The organism is Paracoccus luteus (genome assembly GCF_004522155.1).
Lineage (GTDB): Bacteria > Pseudomonadota > Alphaproteobacteria > Rhodobacterales > Rhodobacteraceae > Paracoccus > Paracoccus luteus.
This window is the reverse complement of record NZ_SDEA01000001.1, coordinates 139979-162895: the sequence shown is the minus strand read 5'-3', so window position 1 is coordinate 162895 and position 22917 is coordinate 139979. Positions and strand designations below refer to the sequence as shown.

19 protein-coding genes are annotated in these 22917 nt (G+C 69.0%); 7 read left to right on the top strand and 12 right to left on the bottom strand.

Annotated elements, in window-relative coordinates; translation table 11 throughout:
* Window positions 1-5: 5 nt before the first annotated feature.
* From EPA64_RS00770 to hutI, 5 genes are read right to left on the bottom strand one after another with little or no spacing between them, the layout of a single operon-like run.
* Window positions 6-539 carry a HutD/Ves family protein gene (locus tag EPA64_RS00770; RefSeq protein WP_220443688.1) on the bottom strand — a complete coding sequence of 178 codons (534 nt, stop codon included), beginning with the start codon at window positions 537-539 and terminating at the stop codon, window positions 6-8.
* Window positions 536-2230: a urocanate hydratase gene (hutU, locus tag EPA64_RS00765; protein WP_134724338.1), complete on the bottom strand. Its 1695-nt coding sequence runs from the start codon at window positions 2228-2230 to the stop codon at window positions 536-538. The genes EPA64_RS00770 and hutU overlap by 4 nt, the downstream gene beginning before the upstream one ends.
* A 12-nt stretch (window positions 2231-2242) precedes the next feature.
* Window positions 2243-3046, bottom strand: coding sequence for an N-formylglutamate deformylase (gene hutG / locus EPA64_RS00760; protein WP_134724726.1), 804 nt, complete (start codon window positions 3044-3046; stop codon window positions 2243-2245).
* Entirely contained in the window at window positions 3046-4575 is a 1530-nt protein-coding gene (gene hutH / locus EPA64_RS00755; RefSeq protein WP_134724337.1) for a histidine ammonia-lyase, read from the bottom strand. Before hutH ends, hutG begins: the two co-directional genes overlap by 1 nt.
* Window positions 4576-4577: 2 nt before the next feature.
* Window positions 4578-5777 (bottom strand): imidazolonepropionase, encoded by a 1200-nt coding sequence (gene hutI / locus EPA64_RS00750; protein WP_134724336.1) that lies wholly within the window; start codon window positions 5775-5777, stop codon window positions 4578-4580.
* A 176-nt stretch (window positions 5778-5953) separates the two neighbouring features.
* Here hutI and EPA64_RS00745 point away from each other — a divergent pair, with 176 nt between their 5' ends.
* From EPA64_RS00745 to EPA64_RS00715, 7 genes are all read left to right on the top strand, one after another.
* Window positions 5954-7285: a formimidoylglutamate deiminase gene (locus EPA64_RS00745; RefSeq protein ID WP_134724335.1), complete on the top strand. Its 1332-nt coding sequence runs from the start codon at window positions 5954-5956 to the stop codon at window positions 7283-7285.
* A 40-nt stretch (window positions 7286-7325) separates the two neighbouring features.
* Complete coding sequence (locus EPA64_RS00740; RefSeq protein ID WP_167626552.1) at window positions 7326-7850, top strand: TIGR02444 family protein; 525 nt, start codon at window positions 7326-7328, stop codon at window positions 7848-7850.
* A 559-nt stretch (window positions 7851-8409) separates the two neighbouring features.
* On the top strand, window positions 8410-9237 hold the full coding sequence (locus EPA64_RS00735) for an ABC transporter substrate-binding protein (RefSeq protein ID WP_220443687.1): 828 nt from the start codon (window positions 8410-8412) through the stop codon (window positions 9235-9237).
* Window positions 9168-10220 (top strand): amino acid ABC transporter permease, encoded by a 1053-nt coding sequence (locus tag EPA64_RS00730; protein WP_220443686.1) that lies wholly within the window; start codon window positions 9168-9170, stop codon window positions 10218-10220. The genes EPA64_RS00735 and EPA64_RS00730 overlap by 70 nt, the downstream gene beginning before the upstream one ends.
* The gene (locus EPA64_RS00725; protein WP_134724332.1) at window positions 10220-10984 is read left to right on the top strand and encodes an amino acid ABC transporter ATP-binding protein; all 765 of its coding nucleotides are present in this window, start codon (window positions 10220-10222) and stop codon (window positions 10982-10984) included. The genes EPA64_RS00730 and EPA64_RS00725 overlap by 1 nt, the downstream gene beginning before the upstream one ends.
* Before the next feature lies 1 nt (window position 10985).
* Complete coding sequence (locus EPA64_RS00720; protein WP_134724331.1) at window positions 10986-12332, top strand: NAD(P)/FAD-dependent oxidoreductase; 1347 nt, start codon at window positions 10986-10988, stop codon at window positions 12330-12332.
* Window positions 12333-12834: 502 nt separating this feature from the next.
* Window positions 12835-13515, top strand: a complete 681-nt coding sequence (locus EPA64_RS00715; RefSeq protein ID WP_134724330.1) for a spermidine synthase — start codon at window positions 12835-12837, stop codon at window positions 13513-13515.
* A 58-nt stretch (window positions 13516-13573) separates the two neighbouring features.
* Here EPA64_RS00715 and EPA64_RS00710 read toward each other — a convergent pair whose 3' ends face one another.
* The 7 genes from EPA64_RS00710 to EPA64_RS00685 all read right to left on the bottom strand — a co-directional run bounded on the left by EPA64_RS00710 (window position 13574) and on the right by EPA64_RS00685 (window position 22813).
* Window positions 13574-14524 carry a S1 family peptidase gene (locus EPA64_RS00710; protein WP_134724329.1) on the bottom strand — a complete coding sequence of 317 codons (951 nt, stop codon included), beginning with the start codon at window positions 14522-14524 and terminating at the stop codon, window positions 13574-13576.
* The gene (locus tag EPA64_RS00705; protein WP_134724328.1) at window positions 14521-16416 is read right to left on the bottom strand and encodes a peptidoglycan-binding protein; all 1896 of its coding nucleotides are present in this window, start codon (window positions 16414-16416) and stop codon (window positions 14521-14523) included. Before EPA64_RS00705 ends, EPA64_RS00710 begins: the two co-directional genes overlap by 4 nt.
* Before the next feature lie 16 nt (window positions 16417-16432).
* Entirely contained in the window at window positions 16433-17701 is a 1269-nt protein-coding gene (locus tag EPA64_RS00700; RefSeq protein WP_134724327.1) for a cytochrome P450, read from the bottom strand.
* 13 nt (window positions 17702-17714) lie between these two features.
* Window positions 17715-19526, bottom strand: coding sequence for a di-heme-cytochrome C peroxidase (locus EPA64_RS00695; RefSeq protein ID WP_134724326.1), 1812 nt, complete (start codon window positions 19524-19526; stop codon window positions 17715-17717).
* Between the two features lie 63 nt (window positions 19527-19589).
* On the bottom strand, window positions 19590-19757 hold the full coding sequence (locus EPA64_RS16200; protein ID WP_167626551.1) for a hypothetical protein: 168 nt from the start codon (window positions 19755-19757) through the stop codon (window positions 19590-19592).
* Window positions 19758-19769: 12 nt separating this feature from the next.
* Complete coding sequence (locus EPA64_RS00690) at window positions 19770-21188, bottom strand: peptidoglycan-binding domain-containing protein (protein ID WP_134724325.1); 1419 nt, start codon at window positions 21186-21188, stop codon at window positions 19770-19772.
* On the bottom strand, window positions 21164-22813 hold the full coding sequence (locus tag EPA64_RS00685; protein ID WP_134724324.1) for a hypothetical protein: 1650 nt from the start codon (window positions 22811-22813) through the stop codon (window positions 21164-21166). Before EPA64_RS00685 ends, EPA64_RS00690 begins: the two co-directional genes overlap by 25 nt.
* Window positions 22814-22917: the final 104 nt, after the last annotated feature.

Sequence of the window (22917 nt, the reverse complement as noted above, 5' to 3'; positions counted from 1 at the left end):
GCCCCTCAGCCCCCGATCTCGACCGAAATCGCCTGCACCCCTGTCAGTGCCGCAGCCAGCCTGGGAGCGGCGGCGTCCAGATCGACCAGATCCAGCCGGGAAAGCCCGGCACGATCCTCCAGCAGCAGCGCCAGTCGGGCAAGGGCGCGCCCGCCAGCAGGTCGCAGCGGTCCCTTGCGGACCTGCGCCGCAAGGGGGCGGCGCAGCATGAGGTTGAAATCCAGCAGCGGCGGGCCGCAAAGCCGCGCCTCGCAGGGCGCGTCGCCGGGAAACGCAAGCGGGGAGCTGTGTTCATCGAGCTGGCGGACATGGCCGTCGATGGTCAGAGCCATCGGTCCGCCCTCGATCACCGTCAGCACCCGGTCCACGCCGGGAAAGCGCGAGAACGGACCATCGGATGCCACCAGCGCCGTCGATATCCGCCATTCGAAATCGTCGAATCCAGCGCCCGGCGGCGAGACGACGATTTCCGCAGTGTCGCCGCCGCCGTTCTTCCAGGGCCGGAACACCCGGTCCCGCAGCGGATGGATTCCGTTCACCGGAGGATGCCGGGAAGGCAAAGATCGTGTTCGCGGGCGCAGTCCTTCGCGATCTCGTAGCCCGCATCGGCGTGGCGCATGACCCCGGTCGCGGGATCGTTCCACAGCACCCGCTCAAGCCGCCGGTTGGCTGCCTCGGTCCCGTCACACACGATCACCACGCCCGAATGCTGCGAGAACCCCATGCCAACGCCGCCGCCGTGATGCAGCGAAACCCAGGTGGCGCCGCCCGCGACGTTCAGCATGGCGTTCAGCAGCGGCCAGTCGGACACCGCGTCCGACCCGTCGGCCATCGCCTCGGTCTCGCGGTTGGGGCTGGCCACCGAGCCGGAGTCCAGATGGTCGCGCCCGATCACCACGGGGGCCTTCAGCTCGCCGTTGCGGACCATCTCGTTGAACATCAGCCCGGCGCGATGGCGATCGCCAAGACCGATCCAGCAGATCCGGGCAGGGAGTCCCTGATAGGCGATGCGTTCCGCCGCCATGTCCAGCCAGCGGTGCAGGTGCAGGTTTTCCGGGAACAGCCGCTTCATCGCCTCGTCGGTCTTGCGGATATCCTCGGGGTCGCCGGACAGCGCCGCCCAGCGGAACGGACCGATGCCGCGGCAGAACAGCGGGCGGATATAGGCCGGCACGAAGCCGGGGAAGGCAAAGGCGCGCTCGAACCCTTCCTCCAGCGCCATCTGCCGGATGTTGTTGCCGTAATCGACAGTCGGCACGCCTGCGTCGTGGAAAGCGACCATCGCCTCGACCTGCGCGCGCATCGAGACGCGGGCCGCCCTGGCCACCTCGGCGGGGGCGCTTTCCTGACGCGCGCGCCAGTCGCCCACGCTCCAGCCCGCGGGGCAATAGCCGTGGACCGGATCATGGGCCGAGGTCTGGTCGGTCACGATGTCGGGCCGGCCGTTCGGCAGCGGCTCGCCCGCTTGCATGCGCCGGACGATCCCGGGGAAGATCTCGGCGGCATTGCCCAGAAGGCCCACCGACTTCGCCTCTCCCCTAGCGGTCCATTCGGCGATCATGGCCAGCGCCTCGTCCAGCGTCCGCGCCTTGGCATCGAGGTATTTCGTGCGGATGCGGAAGTCGATGCGGGTTTCGTCCACCTCGACGGCAAGGCAGCAGGCGCCGGCGAAGACGGCCGCCAGCGGCTGCGCGCCGCCCATGCCGCCAAGCCCTCCGGTCAGAACCCATTTGCCGGTCAGGTCGCCGTCGTAATGCTGGCGCCCGGCTTCGGCAAAGGTTTCATATGTGCCCTGAACGATGCCCTGAGTGCCGATATAGATCCAGGAGCCGGCCGTCATCTGGCCGTACATCATCAGCCCCTTGCGATCGAGTTCGTTGAAATGCTCCCAGGTCGCCCAGTGCGGCACGAGGTTCGAGTTCGCGATCAGGACCCGCGGCGCGTCCTCATGCGTGCGAAACACGCCGACCGGCTTGCCGGACTGCACCAGCAGGGTTTCGTCAGCCTCCAGCCTGCGCAGGCTGTCGCAGATCAGGTCGAAATCCCTCCACGTCCGGGCGGCGCGGCCGATTCCGCCATAGACCACCAGCTCGTGCGGGTTTTCGGCCACGTCGGGATGCAGGTTGTTCATCAGCATCCGCAGCGGCGCCTCGGTCAGCCAAGATTTCGCGGTCAGTTCGGTGCCGGTGGCGGGAAGAACGACACGGGCGTTGTGACGAGGGTTGTTCATGTCGTTGACCTTTCAGGGACGGGCCAGGCGCGGCGCGAGTGCGGCCAGCGCATTGAGGATCTCGGCAAGGGTTTCGCGCAGCCTTGCGCTGCGGTCGGGGTCGAGCGTGAATGGCGGTTCTTCGCTGGCAAGATGCGAGATCTGCGCCAGTTCCATCTGCACCGCATGGACGCCGCTTTCGGGCCGGCCGTAATGGCGCGTCGTCCAGCCACCACGGAACCGGCAGTTCAGCACGGTGGTGCAGCGGGGCGCGGCGGTGCAGATGCGGTGGACCTCGGCCTCGACCTCGGCGGCGCAGGTCGCGCCATTGTCGGTGCCGATATTGAAGTCCGGCAACCGCCCCTGGAACAGCCAGGGAATGACCGACCGGATCGAATGGCAATCATAGAGGATCGCCACCCCGTGCAGCGCCCTGACCCGCGCAATCTCGGCAGAGAGCGCGGCGTGATACGGGCGGTGGACCGCCTCGCGCCAGCGGGCGACGTCATCCGCCCGCGGCCAGGCGTCCTCGCGCCAGATCGGGACGTTGTCGAAGGTGGTTTCGGGGATCAGCCCGGTGGTGGTCTGGCCGGGATAGAGGCTGGCGCCTTCAGGGTCGCGGTTGAGGTCGATGACATATCGCGACTGGGTCGCGGTGACGGTAGTCGCGCCCGGCAGCAGCCCGGCGTAAAGCGCGTCGATATGCCAGTCGGTGTCGCGCAGAAGCCTGCCTTCGTCGTTCAACCTTTCGGCCACCGCAGATGGCAGTCCGGTCCCGACATGGGGGAAGGCAAGGATGACGGGACTGTCGCCCTGCTGGACGCGGACCGGTTCCATCATCCGACCTCCGGCAGAAGCCCGGTCGCGGCGGGTTCCAGCGCGCCTTCGGCGACCAATGCGCCTGCGGCCTCCATGTCGCTGCCCATGAAGCGGTCGGCACCCAGAGCGGGGATGCGCTCGCGGATCGCGGCGATGGCAGTTTGCAGGTGGGGCGAGCTTTTCAGTGGTCCGCGCAGGTCGATCCCCTGGGCGGCGATCATTGCCTCGACACCCACGATCCACCACAGGTTCTGCGTCATCGGAAGCAGCCGCCGCGCCCCGTGGCACGCCATCGAGACGTGATCCTCCTGATTGGCCGAGGTGGGCGTGCTGTCCACGCTGGCGGGATGGGAAAGCTGCTTGTTCTCGCTCATCAGCGCGGCGGCGGTGACCTCGGCGATCATCATCCCCGAGTTCAGCCCCGGCGCCGGTGTCAGGAAGCCCGGCAGCCCGTAATTCAGCGCCGGATCGACCAGCAGGGCGATGCGGCGCTGCGCGATGGCGCCGATTTCGGCCACGGCAAGGGCAATCACGTCCGCGGCGAAGGCCACCGGCTCGGCATGGAAGTTCCCGCCCGAGACGACCGCCCCGTCCGACAGCACGAGCGGGTTGTCGGTGGCCGCGTTGGCCTCGATCTCCAGCGTTGCGGCGGACTGGCGCAGGATATCCAGTGCGGCGCCTGCGACCTGGGGCTGGCAGCGGATGCAATAGGGATCCTGCACGCGCTCGTCCCCCTCGGCATGGCTGTCGCGGATCTCACTGCCCTTCAGCAGTTCGCGCAGGGCCAGCGCCACATCGACCTGACCGCGATGACCGCGCAGGCTGTGGATTTCCTCGTGGAACGGCGCCGTCGAGCCCATCGCCGCATCGGTCGAAAGCGCGCCCGTGACGATCGAGGCGCGCAGCGCCCGTTCGGCCCGGAACAGACCGGCGAGCGCCAGGGCGCAAGACACCTGGGTGCCGTTGATGAGCGCCAGCCCCTCTTTCGCGGCCAGCACCACCGGGGTAAGTCCGGCATGCGACAGCGCTTCGGCGCCGGGCAGCCGCTGGCCATCCAAGAATGCCTCGCCCTCGCCGATCATGACGGCTGCCATGTGGGCAAGCGGCGCGAGATCGCCCGAGGCGCCGACCGAGCCCTTTTCGGGAATGACCGGGATCACCCGGCGGGCCAGCATCGCCTCGATCAGCGCCACCACCTCGGGCCGCGTGCCCGAGGCGCCGCGACCCAGCGACATCAGCTTCAGCGTCAGGATCAGCCGGACGACATCGGCCGGCAGCGACGGGCCGACGCCGCAGCAATGCGACAAGATCAGGTTGCGCTGGAGCGTCGCCACGTCGCCCGCGTCGATGCGGATCGAGGCGAGCTTGCCGAAGCCGGTGTTCACGCCATAGACAGCCGCGTCACCGGCGGCGACCTCGGCGATGCGGGCGGCAGAGCGGGCAATGCCCTCGGCGGCGGCCGGGTCCAGTCCTGGCGTCAGGCCCTGCCAATAGATCCGCCGCAGCGTGCCGATCGAGACTGCGCCGGGGGTAAGCACTTCGGTCATGGTCAGACTGTCTCTCCGTGGAAGATGCGGGCGTGAAGCGGGTTGAACGCGATCCGCGCAACAAGCTGGGCCGGTGTCTCGACATTCCAGAGCGCGAGATCGGCGGAAAGCCCGGCGGCGATGCGGCCGGTTTCCCCGGCAAGCCCAAGCGCGCGGGCCGCGTTGCAGGTGACGCCGGCAAGGCATTCCGGCACCGTCAGCCGGAACAGCGTCGCCCCCATGTTCATCGCCATGAGGATCGAGCTCAGCGGCGAGGTGCCGGGATTGCAGTCGGTCGAAAGCGCCATCGGCACGCCGGCCTCGCGGAAGGCGGCGACCGGCGGCACGACCGTTTCGCGCAGCATGTAGAACGCGCCGGGCAGCAGCACCGCAACGGTGCCGGACGCCGCCATCGCGCGGGCATCCGCCGGGGTCGCATGTTCCAGATGATCTGCAGAGATCGCGCCGAAGCGGGCGGCGAATGCGGTGCCGCCTGAATGGGAAAGCTGCTCGGAGTGGATCTTGACCGGCAGTCCAAGCGCCTGCGCCTTTTGGTAAAGCGGCTCCAGCTCGGCGGTCGAGAAGGCGATGGTCTCGCAGAAGCTGTCAACCGCGTCGACCAGCCCTTCGGCATGGGCCTGTTCCAGACCCGCGATGGCGACCTCGCGGATGTATTCCCCGGCCCGGTCCGCATGTTCGGGCGGCAGCGCATGGGCGGCAAGCCAAGTGGTGCGGATGCGCACGGCCCGCAGCGCCTCAAGACGCCGCGCTGCGCGCAGCATGTTCAGCTCGGCCTCGACCGACAGGCCATAGCCCGACTTGATCTCGACGGTCGAAACGCCTTCGGCCAGCAGATGGTCCAGCCGGGGCAGGCTTGCCTCGACCAGCGCCTCCACTCCCATCTCGCGGGTGGCCCGCATCGAGGCCCTGATGCCGCCGCCTGCCCGCGCGATCTCCTCATAGGCCGCGCCGTCCAGGCGCATCTCGAACTCCCGCGCGCGGTCGCCGCCGAACACCAGATGGGTGTGGCAGTCGATGGGCGCGGGCGTCATCAGCCGCCCTTCGCAATCGACGATGCGCGCCCCGCTGCGCGGCAGGTCGGCCCCGACGGCGACGATCCGGCCGCCATCCGCCAGCACCTCTACCGCGCCGGGCTCCGGTGCACGGTCGATGGCGCCGTCGGCGGTGACGACGCGGGCATTGGTCCAGAGCGTCCTGGTCATCTCTCGCTTCCTTCGCTTGCCCGTTTCCGGGCGGCCTCGGCGGACGGATTCCGCAGAGCCGGGAATCACGCTGGCTGCCATCGAGACCAAGGGTGCACTTCCCCAATTCCGAAATCAAGTATATACATGTAGAGAATCTTGATATGCCAGACGGCAGATCGGCAGGAGGTTGAGGGATGCAGGTTCATGCGGAGGCGGCGCTCCTTCCAGGGGGCTGGACGCGCGATGTGGCGGTGACGCTTGATGGCGCGGCCATCGCCTCGGTTGTCCCCGGCACCGCCCCGGACTCTGGCGATATCCGCGTCGCGACGCTGGTTCCCGGTATGCCCAACCTGCATAGCCATGCATTCCAGCGCGCCTTTTCCGGGCTGACGGAATGGCGCGGAGAAAGCCGCGACAGTTTCTGGACGTGGCGCGAGATGATGTATCGCTTCGCGCTGCAGCTGGGCCCCGAGGAAATGGAGGCGGTGGCAGCGCTTGCCTATGCCGAGATGCTGGAAGCAGGCTTCACCCGCGTGGGCGAGTTCCATTACCTGCATCACGACACCGACGGCAGCCCCTATGCCGATCCGGCCGAGATGTCGCTGCGGATCTTCGCCGCTGCCGAGACGACCGGCATCGCCCTGACGCATCTGCCCGTCTTCTACGCCCATGGCGGCTTCGGTCCGACCCCTGCGGCCGATGGGCAACGCCGCTTCCTGCATGGGCCCGACAGTTTCGGGCGGCTGATGGAGTCCTGCGCGGCCCGGCTCTCGCGCCCGCAGGACCGGCTGGGCCTTGCCCCCCATTCCCTGCGCGGCGCCACCATCGACGAGATCCGGGAACTCGCCGAGACCTGGCCGGGCCGGCCCTTCCACATCCATGCCGCGGAACAGGTGAAGGAAGTCGAGGACTGCCTTGCCCATTCCGGCGCGCGGCCGGTCCAGCTTCTGCTGGATCGGGCACCGGTCGGGCCGGATTGGTGCCTGATTCACGCCACCCATCTGACCGCAGCCGAGATCGCCGGCATCGCCTCTGGCGGAACGGTGGCCGGGCTTTGCCCCGTCACAGAGGCCAATCTGGGCGACGGCATCTTCCCGGCCCCCGAGTTTCTTGAACAAGAGGGACGCTTCGGCATCGGCACCGACAGCAATGTGGCGATCTCAGCCGCAGGCGAGTTGAACATGCTGGAATACTCGCAGCGCCTGGCCCATCGCAGCCGGAATGTCTGCACATGGCATGGCTCGACCGGCGGCGCGCTGTTCGCGGGCGCGCTTCGCGGTGGCGCACAGGCGCTTGGTGCGCCGGTGCCGCAGATCGTGGCCGGCGCCCCGGCCGATCTTGTCGCGCTCGACGACGCCCTTGCGCTTGACGAGCCCGCAAGCCTGCTGGACCGCTGGATCTTCGGCCGCGGGATCCGGGTCCGCGACGTCTGGGCAGCGGGCGCCCATGTGGTCAGCGAAGGGCGTCACCGCGACCGCGAGCGGATCGTTTCGGCTGCCGCCCGCGTGCTGCGGGAACTGAGTTGAGCAGGCTGCAATGACAACCGACGAAACCCGGAGGACAGACATGGCTTCAGCCGACGCACCGGATCTGAAAGGCCCGCTCTGGGACTTTGCACTGCGGTTCTACGCCCTGCCGGGGGTCGCGCCCGCCTGCCTCGACCTGCAGGACCGGTTCGATCTTGACGTGCCGTTGATGATCGCGGCGCTCTATGCCCGCATTCAGGGCCGCATCGTCGATCAAGCCGCGATCGCAACGCTCGCCGCCAGCACCGCGGGCTGGCGCGACCAGGCGATCCGCCCCCTGCGCCCGATCCGGCGCAACATGAAGGTCAGTCCATGGATGGCAGCCCATTCCGCCATCCCCGCCTGGCGCGAAGGGGTCAAGGCGCTCGAATTGCGAGCCGAGCAGATCCAGCTCGCCTTCCTCGGGCATGTGGTGGACGGGCTCCGCCCTGACGGCCGCTCCGCGGATGAGGCGAGCTTGAGGGCAACCCTGGTTCTCGTCATGCAGCATTTCGCGGACCCGGGCGTGGAACCGCCTGAACCGGCCATGACGCTGATCACGAAGGCTGCGGCCAGCGCCACCTGATCTCCTGAACCGTCGTTGACCGCTGCTGGCGTCGAAATCGGGAAACGGCGCGATCCGACCGTCTTTTCGCGCGCCAAGAACGCGGCAATCCGCAGCGACCTGTTGGTCCGCGAAGCCCTGCGAATTGCCTTTTTACGGGCGCGGCGATCGGTCCGTGGTCAGCGCCCTGCCCGAAATCCGCCCCCCGAAGCCGCAACCTCTGCTCCAAAGGAATAGACTTGACAGGTAGTAGTGATATTATTTCCATGCATGAGCCGGGATGGGCGAAAGACTACCTGCCGCCTTGGCGGCGAGAGGGAGAGAGCGGAGAACACGGAAGCCCTGCCCAACTACGCGATAGCAGCAGAAGATCGCGGTGGACTGCGCCCAGCCGCCACAAGCCGAACCCGTCCGACGAGGGGCAAGGACATGCACTTCGCGCCCCGCGGCTGATGCGCGGAGCTTCTCACACGGGTCTCGGTCGTCCAACAGCCTGGCCCATCAATTCAGGAGACTGGCAATGAAGAATACGCACAAAGAGGGGCGCATCACCGGTCTGGCGGGTGGCGTTGCCGGGGCGATGGCCCTGATCCTGATGGCGGGCGCTGCCCAGGCCCAGGCGGCGGCCGACCTGCTGCCCGCCAAGTACCGCGAAGCCGGCGTCATCAAGCTGGTGACCGATGCCAAATACCCCCCGTTCCAGTATATCGACGACACCGGGAACATGGTGGGCTTCGAGGTCGACCTGTGGGACGCCATCGCCGAGCGGCTGGGCGTTGACCTGGAGGTCACTTCGGTCGCGTTCGACTCGCTGATCCCAGGCGTCCAGTCGGGCCGCTGGGACATCGCCATGGAGGGAATCACGGACAACGCCGAGCGGCAGCAGGTCGTCAGCTTCGTCGACTACGGCTACACGACCTCATCGGCCTATGTGCTTGAGGAAAAGGGCGGCAGCGTCAACGGCCACCTGGACCTCTGCGGCCTCAACGGCGCGGCGCAGAGCGGCACCGAATGGGCCGGGTTCATCACGGCGGAACTGGCCCGGGCCTGCACCGAAGCCGGAAAGGCCGCGCCCACCCTGTCCGAGTTCGGCACCTCGGATGCGACGCTGCTGTCGCTCTATTCGGCGCGCACCAACTTCGTCCTGACCTCGGCCGCGTCCGCGCAAGAGATCATGAAGGCCGCACCCCGCCCGGTGAAGGTGGTGCCCATGCCGATCCTGCCGCGCAAGCCGAGCGGCATCGCCTTCCGCAAGGACGAAACAGATCTGGGGGAAGCGCTGCTGGCCGGGCTGAAGGAGGTCCGCGCCGACGGCACCTATGAGAAGATCTATGCCGAATGGAACGTCCAGCCCATGATGATCGACCACGAGCCGGGCATCAACCTGACGACGGTCCCTTCCAATTAATGCCGCGCGGGGCCGGCGGGCCGATCGTGGGCCCCGCGACACGATCATCCGAAAGAACCGATGCCATGCCCGATGTTCCCTTGGCAGCCGTCACGCTGCGGCCGGACAGGCCCATGCTCACCTATGTCCCTGCCAAGGCCTGGGGCAGCCGCATCGTCGCCGCGCTGCTGGTCGTCCTGATCGCATATTTCCTGCTTTCGATCGCCGGGAATGCGAACTTCGGCTGGGATGTGGTCGGCAGCTATCTGTTCGATCCCCGCATCCTGTCAGGTCTGTCCCTCACGATCTGGCTGACGATCGTGACCATGGTCATCGGCGTGGTGCTGGGGACGGTCTGCGCGATCATGGCGATGTCGGGGAATGTCGTCGTCGCCACGGTCGCCAACGCATACATCTGGTTCTTCCGCGGCACGCCCGTGCTGGTGCAACTGATCTTCTGGTATAATCTCGGCGCGCTGTTTCCCGAGCTTTCGATCGGCATCCCCTTCACCTCGTGGTGGGTCTCGGTGCCGACGAACACGGTGATCGCGCCGATCACCGCTGCGGTGCTGGGGCTAGGACTGAACGAAGGCGCCTACATGTCCGAGATCATCCGCAGCGGCCTGCTGTCGGTCGATCCGGGTCAGCGCCAGGCGGCGAAGGCCTTGGGGATGACAAACGGCAGCGCGCTGCGCCGCATCGTGCTGCCGCAGGCGATGACCGTGATCATCCCGCCGACCGGCAACCAGACGATCGGGATGCTGAAGACGACGTCCCTCGTCAGCGTGATCTCGCTTTCGGACCTGCTGTATTCGGCCCAGACGATCTATTCACGCAACTTTCAGACCATTCCGCTGCTGATCGTCGCATGCATCTGGTATCTGGCCGCAACGACGGTGTTGAGCGTGCTGCAGGCCCAGATCGAGAGATACTTCGCCCGCTCGCGCCAGGAGCCCGGCGCGACCGCGCAACGCCCCGCCACCGGCGAGAAGAAGGGTCGATGATGTCCCAGCCCATGATCGTCTTTGATCGCGTGTCCAAGAGCTACGGCAACGTTGCCGTGCTTCACGACGTCAGCCTGACCGTAGATGCCGGCGAGGTCATCAGCCTGATCGGGCCTTCGGGATCGGGAAAGTCAACGCTCTTGCGCTGCGTCAACCACCTTGACCGGATCGAAAGCGGCAGCATCACCGTCGATGGCGAGTTGATCGGCTACCGGCGCGTGGGCGACCTGGCCTTCGAGCTTCCCGAAAAGCTGATCGCGCGGCAGCGCGCGCGCATTGGGATGGTATTCCAGAACTTCAACCTGTTCGGCCACAAGACCGCCCTCGAAAACGTCATGGAAGCGCCGGTCCACGTGCTGGGCACTCCCAGGCGGAAAGCCGAGGCCGAAGCGGCCGAACTGCTCGCCCAAGTCGGGCTGGCGGATAAGATGCACAATTACCCACGCATGTTGTCGGGCGGACAGCAGCAGCGCGTGGCCATCGCGCGGGCGCTCGCCATGAAGCCCAAGGTCGTCCTGTTCGATGAGCCGACCAGCGCGCTCGACCCCGAACTCGTGGGCGAGGTGCTGGACGTCATGCGGAGACTGGCGGCGGACGGCATGACGATGATGGTGGTCACACACGAGATGAGCTTCGCCCACGAGGTCTGCAACCGCATCGCCTTCATGGAAGGCGGCAGGATCGTCGAGTGCGGGAGCCCGGCCGAGATCTTCGACGACCCGGCATTCCGGCGGACACGCGCCTTCCTGTCCAGGATCCAGTGAGATGATCCGCATGAAGGGTGATGGCACGCAGGGCTGGGATCTGATCGTCGTGGGCGGGGGCATCGTCGGGTGCTCGGCCGCGTATTATGCGGCCCGATCGGGGCTGCGTGTGCTGCTTGTCGAGCGTGAGACGCCGGGCGCCGCCCAGTCGGGGCGCAACCTCGGCTTCGTGCGGCAGCAGGGCCGCGATTTCCGCGAGCTTCCGCTCGCCATGGCGTCGATGAAGCTATGGAAGGGGATCGAGGCCGAACTGGGCCGCAAGGTCGGCTGGTTCCAGGGCGGCAACGTCGCACTGGCGGTCAGCGAAGCCGTCGAGGCGTCACAGGCGGAATGGCAGGCTCAGGCCCGCGACTTCGGACTTAATACCCGGATCCTCACGGCCAGCGAGGTTGCCGACAGGGTGCCGCTGCTCGCGCATGATGCAGGGGTGAGAAGTGCCATGTACACCGCGTCCGACGGCCGGGCCGAGCCGGGTCGCGCGACGCGCGCGTTCTTCGAGGCAGCGGTCGAACAGGGAGTCACGGTCAGTCTTGGAGCCACTGTATCCGGTATCGAGACCAGCGCGGGTGCGGTCACCGGCATACGGGTCGGGGATCGGGTGCACCGGGCCGCGGCCGTGTTGTGTGCCGCCGGTGCAGGCAGCGGCCGGCTGCTGCATTCGGTCGGCATCGACTTGCCGCAGGAACGGATCCGCGCCACGGTCGCACGCACTTCTCCCTGCCCGGAACGGCCGCTCGATCCCTGCGTTTCGGCACCGCTCACGGGCATCCGCCAGGATAGCCGTGGCGCCTTCGTCATCTCGGTCGCGGGGGGCGAATACGATCTTCGGCTCGATTCCTGGCACTACATGCGGCTTTATGCGCAGGCCCGGAAAGACAACCCAGGCGCCGCGAAGGTCAACTTCCTTGCCCCCCTGCAACGCCTTTTCCTCCGGCCCTACGAACCGCCCCTCGCTGACATTCCTCCGACCCGCGATCACGTAATGCCCGAACCGCAAAGGGTCGCCCAGGCACTTGGCGAGTTCCGCCAGTATTTCCCGGCTCTCGCCGATCTTGAAGTCGAGGCGGTCTGGGCAGGCGTCATCGACACCCTTCCCGACATGGTCCCCGTCATGGGGCCCGTGGAGGGGCTGCCAGGCCTGCTGGTCGCCACAGGGTTCAGCGGGCATGGTTTCGGACCTGGGCCAATGTCCGGCAAGATCATGGCAGAGCTTGCCGGCGGGCGGCCGTCACCGATGGACCTGACCGAGCTGTCGCCGATGCGGTTCCAACGCATCGCCGATCGGTCTCGCGGGAAAACCGCAGCCGGCCGTGCCGGAGCGTTGCCGGGAGGACCACCGGCGACGTAGAGCAAGTCAGCCTCGGCCCAAGGCCCGCCAGCACGTCATTGGCCCCCTCCCGGTTCTTCTGCAGCAGGTGCACCGTCAGACTGCGCTCCTCCAGATCGACATGGCTGAACAGCGACCTGAACTGAACTGCACATCGGGCTCATCCGCCACAACACCACCGTGGAGGAACTCGGCTTCCGCCGCGAGCGTCACGCCGATCGCTACCTCAAGCCGCCCGCCGAGATGGCCCGGGGGACGCATCGGGCCAAGGGGCGCGCGCGGCGAAAGCCGCGTTGACCGGGGAACGCATCGGGCCAACTCGCGCGCCAGATGGCGATGCCGCCGATCTGGTCGGGCTTGCTGAACCGGATGGGCGCACATGGATTCGGACAGCGCGGCTTATGTGGATAAGGCGCACCCGCCGCCCCGGACTGTCAGCCACGGCGCGCCCTTGCGCATGGCCCTTCAACCGCCCGCCCCGGCCGGATAGGTCAGGGCCTGCATCAGGAACAGGAGGCGTTGCATGCTGCCGTGGATACAGCTGGCGACGGCGACCGCGCCGGGCGGGGATACGCTGAGGCTTTTGCGCCGTGGCGACGAGTTCTCGATCCGCCTGAAAGGCGGGAACGAGTTGATGAACAGCCGGCTGGGCAGTTCCGAGGAGGCGCTGGCGACGCTGGCGCTTGGCCGCCTGACCGGCCGCCCCGCGCCGCGCGTGCTGATCGGGGGGCTGGGCATGGGCTTCACCCTGCGCGCGGCCCTGACGGTCGCGCCGCCCGCCGCGCGCCTTGTCGTGGCCGAGATCGTGCCCGAACTGGTCGGATGGGCCGGGCAGCACATGGCGGCGGTGTTCGGGAACTGCCTGTCCGACCCGCGGGTGACGGTCGAGACGCGCGACGTCGGCGCCATGATCCGCGAGGCGGCGGGCGTGTTCGACGCCATATTGCTGGACGTCGACAATGGCCCTGACGGCCTGACCCGTGCCGGCAACGACGCCCTGTATCACGAGGCGGGGCTGGGTTCGGCGCGCCGGGCGCTGGTGCCGGGCGGGGTGCTGGCGTTGTGGTCCGCAGCCCCGGTTCCGGCCTTTTCGCAACGGCTGTCGCGCTGCGGGTTCGACGTCACCACCCACACCGTCCGCGCCAGCGGCGGCAGGCGCGGCAACCGGCACACGATCTGGATCGCGGTGCGCAGCGACAGTTGATCGCGCCGCCCGGCCCGCAGCATGCGCGCGCGTGGCGGGGCCGCCCCGCGCCACGCCATCAGAACCGCACGCATTGCGCCACGGCGCCGTGGTTGCCGGGGCTGGCGCTGTCGGTGCCGGTCAGGGCGTATTCCTGATCGGCGGTCACCGTGATCTCGACCGAATCGCGGGGGTCGTCGAAATCGCCCCACACGCGCACGAGATAGCAGAACCCCTCGCCCGCCTTCATCCCCAGGGGCAGGGGCGGGTCGGCGGCCAGCCACGGCCCCCCCGACGCGGGCAGGGGCCGGGTGACGCGCATCACCGGCTCGCACGACGCGGGGTCGGTCTTCAGCCCGTACTGGCCGAACTCGGGGGCCAGGCGGCTGGCGGCAAGGACGGCATAGGCGTTGGGATATCCCGTCGCGGGGTCCGGGCTGACGCCCGCGACGATGCCGATCAGTTGGCCGTTTTCCGCCAAAGTCACGCGGCCGCCGCTCATCCCGCTGGTGGTGGCGGCGTCGCTTTCGATCAGGCCCGGCGCCGCCGCGCCGCCGGGTTCGACGGTCGCAAGGATGCCCATCCGTTCCGACGGCAGCCCGGTCGCGCTGAGCAGGGGAAACCCCGCGGCGATGACCTGCGCGCGCTTGTGGCGCGGCAGGACGTCGCAGTAACCCAGATGCGGCGCGCCGCTGAGGCCCGGGTATTTCAGCATCGCGGCGTCGTATTCGCTGCTGACCTTCTGGATGGTCATCGTCACGCGGACGCCGTTGGCGTGACCCAGGCTGCCGGTGCAGACCGTGTCGGCGGTGGCCCCCGCCGCGGTGCCCGTCACGACATGCCGCGCGGTCAGCACCATCCCGTCGGGCGACACCACGACGCCGGTGCCGCGCCGCTCCATCCCGTTGGAACTGCAGATGAGGTGGACGATGGTGGGGTCCAGTTCCTCGGCGCGGGCGTCGGGCGCGGCCAGCAGGCCGGGCAGCGCCAGCGCGGCGGCGGCAAGGGCTGCGAACGGGCGGGTGTTCATGGCGTCTGCTCGCTTATCCAGCCTGCGATGGTCGCAAGGCGTTCCGGGGTGATCCGCGTGCAGCCGTTGAACCGCGCCCAGTTGCCGGTTCCGTGCAGCCCGTTGGTGTGGACGCAGGTGATGTGGTTGTCCGCCTCGGTGAACACCGGCGATCCGCTGGTGCCGCCGAAGGTGTCGTTCTCGTAGAACGCCTTTTCGGTCTCGACGACGCGGAACTGGTCGCGGCTGACCCACTGCCGCCCCGGCGGTTCCTTGTCGGCGGCATAGCCCTGGACCGTGGACGGCTGGCCGGACGCGTCGTCCGCCAGCGGCACCACGCCGAACCAGCCGGTGCGCTGCCCGGCATCGCAGTCCAGCCGGATCGCGCCCAGATCGTACAGCCGCGAATCCGACACGGTCGTGGCCGAGGTCCAGCCCCGCAGCGCGTAAAGCCGCGTGGCCTTGCACGCGCCAAAGGGCTGCGAGCCGGTGTTGCGGCCGGGGAACACCTCGAAATCGCTATACCATCGGCCCATCGTCGTGCCGCCGTGGACGCAGTGGCCCGCCGTCAGCACCATGTCGGGCGCGATCATCGCCCCCGAACACAGGTTCTGGCCAAGCCCCTCGCGCTTGCGGAACAGTATCTGCACGATGGCGCGGGCGGGGAACGCGGTCGTGTCCAGCACCACCTTGCGGTCGTCGTTGCCGATGACGGTGAAGGGGATGAAGTCGTTGCCGACATAGCGGCCCTGCGCCGTCTCATAGGCGGAATAGGCGCCGCCCGCACGGCCCAGCGCGGACAGCTGGTTGACGTCCAGCGGCTGGGGGCGGCTCTGGCCGGTGCCGGTCACGGGGTCCAGCGCCGCCAGCGCGGGCGGTGCGGGGGCCGTTCCGGGCAGGTCGAACGCCACGCCCTGGTCGGCATCGCCCATCGGCGGGGCCGCGGCCAGTTCGGTGTCGTCGGTGGTGCGCCATTCGGCGGGATCGGTGATGGCATAGAACGTGTCGTCGTCCAGCACACCCGTCGCGGGCAGGCCGCGGCTTTCCTGATAGCCGCGCAGCGCCTCGGCGGTGGCGGCCGCCGGGTCGCCCCCGGCCTCGAACGAACCCGAGAGGGCGAAGCCCTCATCGACAAGGATGCGCTGCAGCGCCTCGCTTGCGTCCTCGGGCGCGGCCTCGCCCGCCTCGGTCACCGCTCCCTCGCCCGGAAAGGGCGCGCGGTTGGCATAGATGCCGGCCCAGATGCGGTTGTGCCACAGCTTGGCCTGGTCCAGCCCCTCCATCCGGGGGCCGTTGACCAGCCGCCGCACGCCGGGGCGGTCGTTCAGGTCGGCGGCGGCGTTGATCCGCCGGGCCGACCAATAGGCCGTCGCCGCCGTCAGCCCCGGCCCGGGCTGCCGCGCAAGGTCGGGCTGCTGCTCAAGCGGTATCCCCACCTCTTCGCCGCGCAGGCGATAGTTGGTGCGCCCGGTCAACTGGATATAGCCCGATCCGCGATAGGCCCAGCCGTCGCCGCTTTCGGGACTGCCGTTGCCCAGCCGGTTGCGATAGACCCAGTTGGCGATGGCCTCGGGCTGGCCCGCAATCTGCCCGGCCTTGGCGGGCGTCACCACACCGCGGCTGAAAACCTCGGTCAGGCGGGCGGCGGAGTAGTTCATGTTCTCGTCCAGGCGGCGCAGGCCGCCGGTTTCGGTCATCACCTGCGCCAGGAAATGCGCCAGCCGCAGGCGCGTGTCGATGTCGGCGGCCGCCAGCGCGCGCTGGTTGTCGACCAGCGCCTGCACAAGCACGGGGGCGGCGCGCGGCGAGACGGCCCGTATCTCGGCGGCGGTGAAGAAATCCTGCGCCGTTGCCCCGCGCCCGGAAAGGGCGGCGACAGCCAGCACGGCGGCGAAGGCGGCGGCACGGAACATCCTGTCCTCTCCTGCGTCAGGTCATGGCGGCATGGCCCTGCGCGCGGCGGGTGGCCGTCCACCGCTGCGGCACGGGGTTGCCCTGGAAATCGGGGCCGGCGCCCAGGTCCAGGTCGTCCCGGCGCAGGATCTGTCGCACGATCTCGGGGACCATCGCGGCGGCGACATGGCGGCCCAGGCAGGCGTGATGGCCGTGACCGAAGGTAAAGCCGTCGCTGAAGTCCCGGCCCGGGTCAAAGCGGTCGGGATCGGGGAACCCGGCCGGATCGAACATCGCCGCATGGGTCAGCGCCAGGACGGTGGTGCCCGCGGGGATGCGCGTCTCGAACGGGGTGCCTGCGCAGACCGGGGTGTCGCGATGGCAGACGCGGAAGAAATAGGGGAATGCCGGGCGGAACCGCAACGCCTCGAACACATGGCCGTCGATCGCCTGCGGGCGGGCGTCCTGCGCGGCCTGCCGCGCCGCCGCCAGCCGCGCCGGGTCGGACGCAAGCTCGGCCAGCGCGTTGCAGACGGCGTGCGACGTCGTTTCCACCGCGCCGATCAGCAGGCCGCCGATGTTGAACAGGGCGTCGCGCCGGTCAAAGCGCAGCCTGCCCCGCATCGCCAGCCGCACCACCCGCGTCGCGGGGTCGTCGCCGCCCCGCCCCAGCCAGATGGCGATGCTGCGCCGCGTGACCAGCCGGCCCAGATACAGCGCCATCATCACATTCGCCCGCTGCCGCGCCGCGACGATGGCGGGCTGGTCGATGCCGGGGCGGACGCTGTCGAAGGGCTGGTTCCAGAACGCATCCTGCTGGTTCCAATAGGACCATTCGATCAGCCGGTCGGGGTCGCTGCGGGTCAGGCCGAACCATTCCTGCACCAGTGCCACCGGCACGCCGCGCGTCACCCGGCGCACCAGATCGAACTCGGCGCCGCCGCAGTCCAGCAGATCGGCGGTGCGCTGTCCCACCCACGCCCGCAGGCGGGGGATGTCCTCGACGTCCAGCACGGCCTTCATCAGCGACTTTTCGCGCCAGTGCCCGGCGGTGTCGTCCTGCGCCATGAAATACCCGCCCTGCTTCGGGGCATACAGATCGACGCCGAAGGTATCAGACCTGCGCAGCACCAGCATGCAGTCGGCCAGCCGCGCGACCAGCGTCAGCTCGTCCAGCACCAGCACCGGGCGTTCGTCCCGCAGTTCGGCCAGAAACGGCAGCGCGCGGGCAAGGATCAGGCGCTGGACCTCGGCCCAGCGGCGGTCGGGGGGCAGCGCGGCGATCCGGTCCAGATGCGCGCCCATGCCCCCCGCCCCCTCACAGCGACTTCATGTATTCGATCAGCGCCCGGCGGTCCGCGTCCGACAGACTGCCCGCGCCATAGTCGTGCCCGGCGTTGCTGTTGCCCTCGATCACCCGGCCCTGGGCGTCGCGGGTGCGCAGCAGAAACCCCCGGCCGTCGCCCGGATCCGCATCGACGTAACCGACCGCGACCGGGTCGTATTCGCGGTTGCCGACCCAGAACTGCGTCTTGCGCCGGTCGGCGGGCAGCAGCAGCTCATGCAGCGAGGCGACCGATCCGTTGTGCAGATAGGGGGCGGTGGCCCAGATCCCGTCCAGCGGCCGCGCCTTGTAGGCCAGCGTCGGCTCGTTCTCGGCCTCAAGACAGGTCTGCCGGTCTGCGGCGCGCGGGTCGGCGCCGGGCCGGGGCGGCGCCACCTCGAACGAGGGCCGGGGCCTGAGGCCGAGGAAGTTCTGGAACCCCGCCCTGATCAGCGCGGGCGCCTGTCCGATCAGCGCCCCCCGCACGGCGGTGGCCAGCATGTTCGCCACCGGCGCGGTGTCGTCCATCACCTCGCCGTTGTTGTCGCGCACGCCCTGCATCGGTCCGGTCGGGCCCTGATAGACAAAGGCGTTGCAGGCCATCCAGATGTCGGTCAGGTCGGCGGGCCGCGCGTCGCTGAAGGGCAGCATCCGTTCCGTGGGCCTGCCCGCCTGCTGCGCCGCGGGCGGCAGGTGGCACCTGGCGCAGCGGTCGGCGAACAGCGCCTCGCCTTGCGCGCGCAGCGTGGCGTCGATGGCGGGGAAGTCGTCGGGCCATGCGGGCGCCTTCAGATCCTGCAGGATCAGCTCCATCTGCACCAGATTTTCGGCCCGCACCGAACTGGCGTAATGGATCAGGTCGCCCGCGCCGGGCGGCTGCGGCGTGACCACCACCTCGCCAAAGACGCCCAGCACCTCGCCGGTGTTGCGGCCCAGCGCGCCGTATTCGAAGGAGTCGCCCGGCAGCGCGAAGCGGCTGTTCCGAGCGATGCCGTTCCACTGCACATGCTCTTGCCGGGTGATGTCCCACAGGAACGGAAAGCTGACCGGCGCATTCGACGGGTTGCCGTCGCTGGCCTCCGCGCCGGAAAACATCAGCACCTTGTTCAGGATGTGGCCGACCGCGTCCAGCCGCCCGGCGCCATAGCGCAGCGGCGTGTCGTTCATCGCGGCCGTCTGCTGCTGCCACGCCAGCAGGCGGCCAAAGGCCGCGTCCAGCAGCTGCCGGTTCGCGGGCGTGTCGCGGCCGTCGTTCACCTCGGCGGCGAAACGGTCCCAACGGACGGGGTCGCTGCGCGTCGCCGCCAAAACGGCATCCAGATCCTCGACAAAGCCCTGAAAGTCGATCAGCGCCGGGCCGCCGTCGATCACATGCGACCGGCCGTCCAGCGTCAGGTGGGCCGTGTGGCAGGCCGCGCAGTTGATCCCGACCCACGGCTCGGCCTGCCCTTCGGCGCCCGACTGTCCCGCATACCAGCGCAGCTTGCTGACGCGCAGCCGGTCATCGGACTGGCGGTCCTGGGTGAAACCGATCGGCAGGTCGCGCGGCGCATCGGCGGGCGGACGCAGAAAGCCATAGCGGTCGAGATTGCCGAGGTCCGCGAAACGGCTGCCGTCCGGCAGCGTCAGCGCCCTGAACCAGCTGGCGGGCATCAGGCGCGACCCCTGCGTCGCGAAATACCACGATTCCCGCTGCGCCGCGGTCCACCCCTGCCCCGCGTCCGGCCCGCGCCCCGAAAAGCACCCGCCAAGCAGCAGGACCAGGGCGACGGCAGCGGGAACACGGTTCGGCACGAGACTGCTCACATCGCAGGTTGGATCGGCCCCCCTTGGGCGCGCAGATGGATCGAAATGCCGGCCGGCGCGGGCCTAGCAGCCGCAGCCGTTCGGACGACCGTTGATATCCGTGGTGGGCGAGCAGCATTGCTGCCCGTTCGGCAGGACGCAGCAGACATTCTGCGGCGGTCCGGTCACGGGAAGGCCGCCGCCCCCGGCGGCCGTCAGGTCAAGGGCAATGGACAGCAGGGCGACGATCATGTGAGCCTCCACTCAATACGACCGTTCATCAGCCGGCCGCGTAAAAAGCACGCCGTCTATCAATGACTTTAGATCAAAAAGGCCCGATTCGGTATCGCCTTCTTGCTCGCCCAGCCGGTCGAGGGCGGTCGCCGTGCGCGGGCCCGGGATGCCGTCGGCCGCGCCCACGCCATAGCCGAGCCGGTTCAGTTCCGATTGCACCTGCCGCAGTGTCTCGGCGCTGCGGGGGATGACCTGCGCGCCGTCCTCCAGCGCGCCGGGCGCGCGGATCAGGTGGATGCGGTCCAGACCGGCAGGGTCGCGCACCACCACGGCGGCATATGTCCCGTCGGCGCTGACCTCGATCTGCCTCAGCCCCCCGGTGCTGCGCAAGCTGCCCGCCCGGACCAGCGTGTCGCCGTCGCGGCGGAACCGCAGGATGTCGGTCTGTCCCTGGCCGCCGACAAAGATGACTGCGCCATCGGCGCTTGCCGCCAGCAGGGTGATCGCGCCGGGCGCGCCCGTGCCAAGGTCGATCCAGTCCGCCCGCGCCAGCTGCTGCGTCAGCGGATCAAGGCGCAGCAGATGCAGGATGCCGGTGTTCGGCTCAAGCGCAAGGACCGCGTCGGGGCGGCCCGCGGCATCGGCCAGAACGGCATGGGCCAGGCTGTTCAGCGTCGGCGGCGCCTCTTTATAGCCGAAGACGTTCGTCACCCGGAAACAACTGGCCGTCGCCGTGCCCTCGGGGTCGGCCGCGATGCTGACGAAACCGGTTTCCAGCAGCGCGCCGTCGGTGGTCGATGCGGCATAGGCGATCCGGCCGCCCGACCGGAACACGCTCAGCTGCGCGGGCGCGCCGCATTGCAGCACCAGACGCGGCATGGTCGTCGCCCCTTGCAGCGGCGCCCGCGTATCGGGAAAGACCGCCACGCTGAACTGCGTGGGGGCCGCCAGATAGACCCGACCCTCGCCATCGAACGCCGCCTGGTTGAAGCGCGAGACGGCGGCCACGTCCTCAAGCCCCGCATAGCTGACGATGACCGCCGGCGCCTGCGCGGACCCGCCGGGGTCCAGGCTGACCAGGCTGCCGCTGCGCGGCGCGCCGCCGCCCTTGGTGCCTGCCCCGCCGGGTGCCGCCCCGTGCTGGCCGGCCGCATAGACAAGGCCCGTCGGGCTGACCGCCAGATCGCTGACCAGCGTGTCCGTGGGCCAGGTCCGCACCAGCCGGAGCGGGTCCAGCTGCCACTGCACGATGTCCGACACCGCGCCGGACGATTCCGCCCGCGGCGACGCCGCCGCATAAAGCGTGCCGTTCGCGGGATCGATGGCGATGCTCTGGACGCCGGGAACGTTGAAGATGGTGTCGAACCCTGCGCTGGCGCGTTCGGCCGCGGGCGTCTGGGCCTGCGCCGCCGTGGACAGCACGATCACTGCGCAGAGGCCAGCACGCATTCGTCGCTCGTGTTCTGGGGATCGAGGTCGAGACCGGAGACGTCGTCAAAGCCCATGCTATCAGACCGCGGCGCACGCTGGGCCAGAAAATCGATCACGCTCTGGTCGCTGTCGAACAACATGCATTGCACCGGCACAACACCCCCGTCGCCTCCCTGCCGGTCGGGGAACTTGACCAGCACCCGCAGGATCACCTGATCGCCCTGCTCGTCGGCCGACCCAGCCGGTCCGGCCGGTCCAGTGCCGCCCGGTGCGGGGCGGACCAGCGCCGCATAGAACAGGCCGCTCCACTCGTATCCGCGGGGGATCCAGTCCCGGTCCTCGCGATAATCGTCGAACATGCCGGCCAGGTCGCTGCGCCACACCTCGAACCGGTATTCGCCCGAATCGGTCAGGACGGCCGAACTGGCGACGTTGACCCGTTCGCAGCGCACAAGCCCCGCCTCGTCCTGCTGCGCTGCGGCGGCATAGAACGGGCGGGCGCGGAAATAATGCTGTTGGTCGTCGCTGGACTGGACCGGGTTGATCACCCGCATGCACAATCGCAGCCTGTCGCTGAACTGCGGCCCCGGCAGCTGGGTGCGATAGCTGAACGTCAGCTGCAGCTCTCCGCCGTCGGACTTTGCCCGGGCTTTCCACGTCGGGCGCTGCAGGTAATCCTCGATGGTGGACACCGCGTTCACCAGCGGCAGCTTGCGTTGCAGCCGCAGGCTCATCCGGTTCAGGATGGGTTCGATGTCGGTGCCGCTGGTCAGCGCGGTCTGCAGGTCGCTGAGGTCACCGGCCACGTCGGCCAGCGCGCTCATCGCAAGCTGCGCGGTCTGTTCGGCGGCCTCGACGCGGCTGGTCTGCGCCCTGATGTCGCTGTCCAGACCCGACAGCCGCCGTGCGATATCCTGCATGTCGCTGCGCATGTCGTCCAGCGCGCCGACGCTGACCCGCGGGTCGCAGTCGACCTCGGCATCCTCGGGCAGCAGATCCGCGACGGCGGCGATGGGCGTGACCTCGACGCTGCGCCCGTCGGCGGTGGCGTCCGTCACCACGCCGATGACACGGCCGTCGCGCAGCACCGGCGCGCCCAAGGATGCCCGCGCGTCCCAGCCGCCCGCGGGCTGCGCGACATCGAAATGCGTCACGACGCCGCCGTCGCGGACGGGCGTCACCGTGACGGCCGCGCCACCCGCCGCCTGAACGACATGGTCCGCATCCTGCACCGCGCAGGCGCTTAGCGGCATGGGGGTCAGCGCGGGCTGCTGCGCGCCCCGGTCCAGCACCGCCACGCGCCCGGCGAATGGCCGCGCCTGCGCGCTCAGCGTCGGCTGTTCGCCCGGCCCCAGGGCGTCCAGCTGGATCGCGCGGGCAGGCACGCCGTCGCGGCCGAACTGCGGGTTCTGCGCGAAATCCGCCGCGACCCCGATCGCCAGCGGCGCGGTCAGCAGCGTGTCGCGCGACACCGCGAATGCGATGCCGCGCAACCGCAGGTCGCTGCGGCCGGGGATGGCCGACGGCCCCGTCGCGGTCAGCGAAAACACCTGCAACGGCGCGGCCCGGGCCGGTTGCGCGGCGAATGGCACAGCCGCAAGGCCCAGCAGGACCGCGGTTCCCAGTCCCTCAATGATGCGCATCGAAGACCATTCCATTGCACCCCGCCGGAACAGGCCAGAGACGTCAAGGAAGATGCCGCACAGGCTATCATTCCCTTTCCGTTTCGGCCAGCGTCGAAACTTTC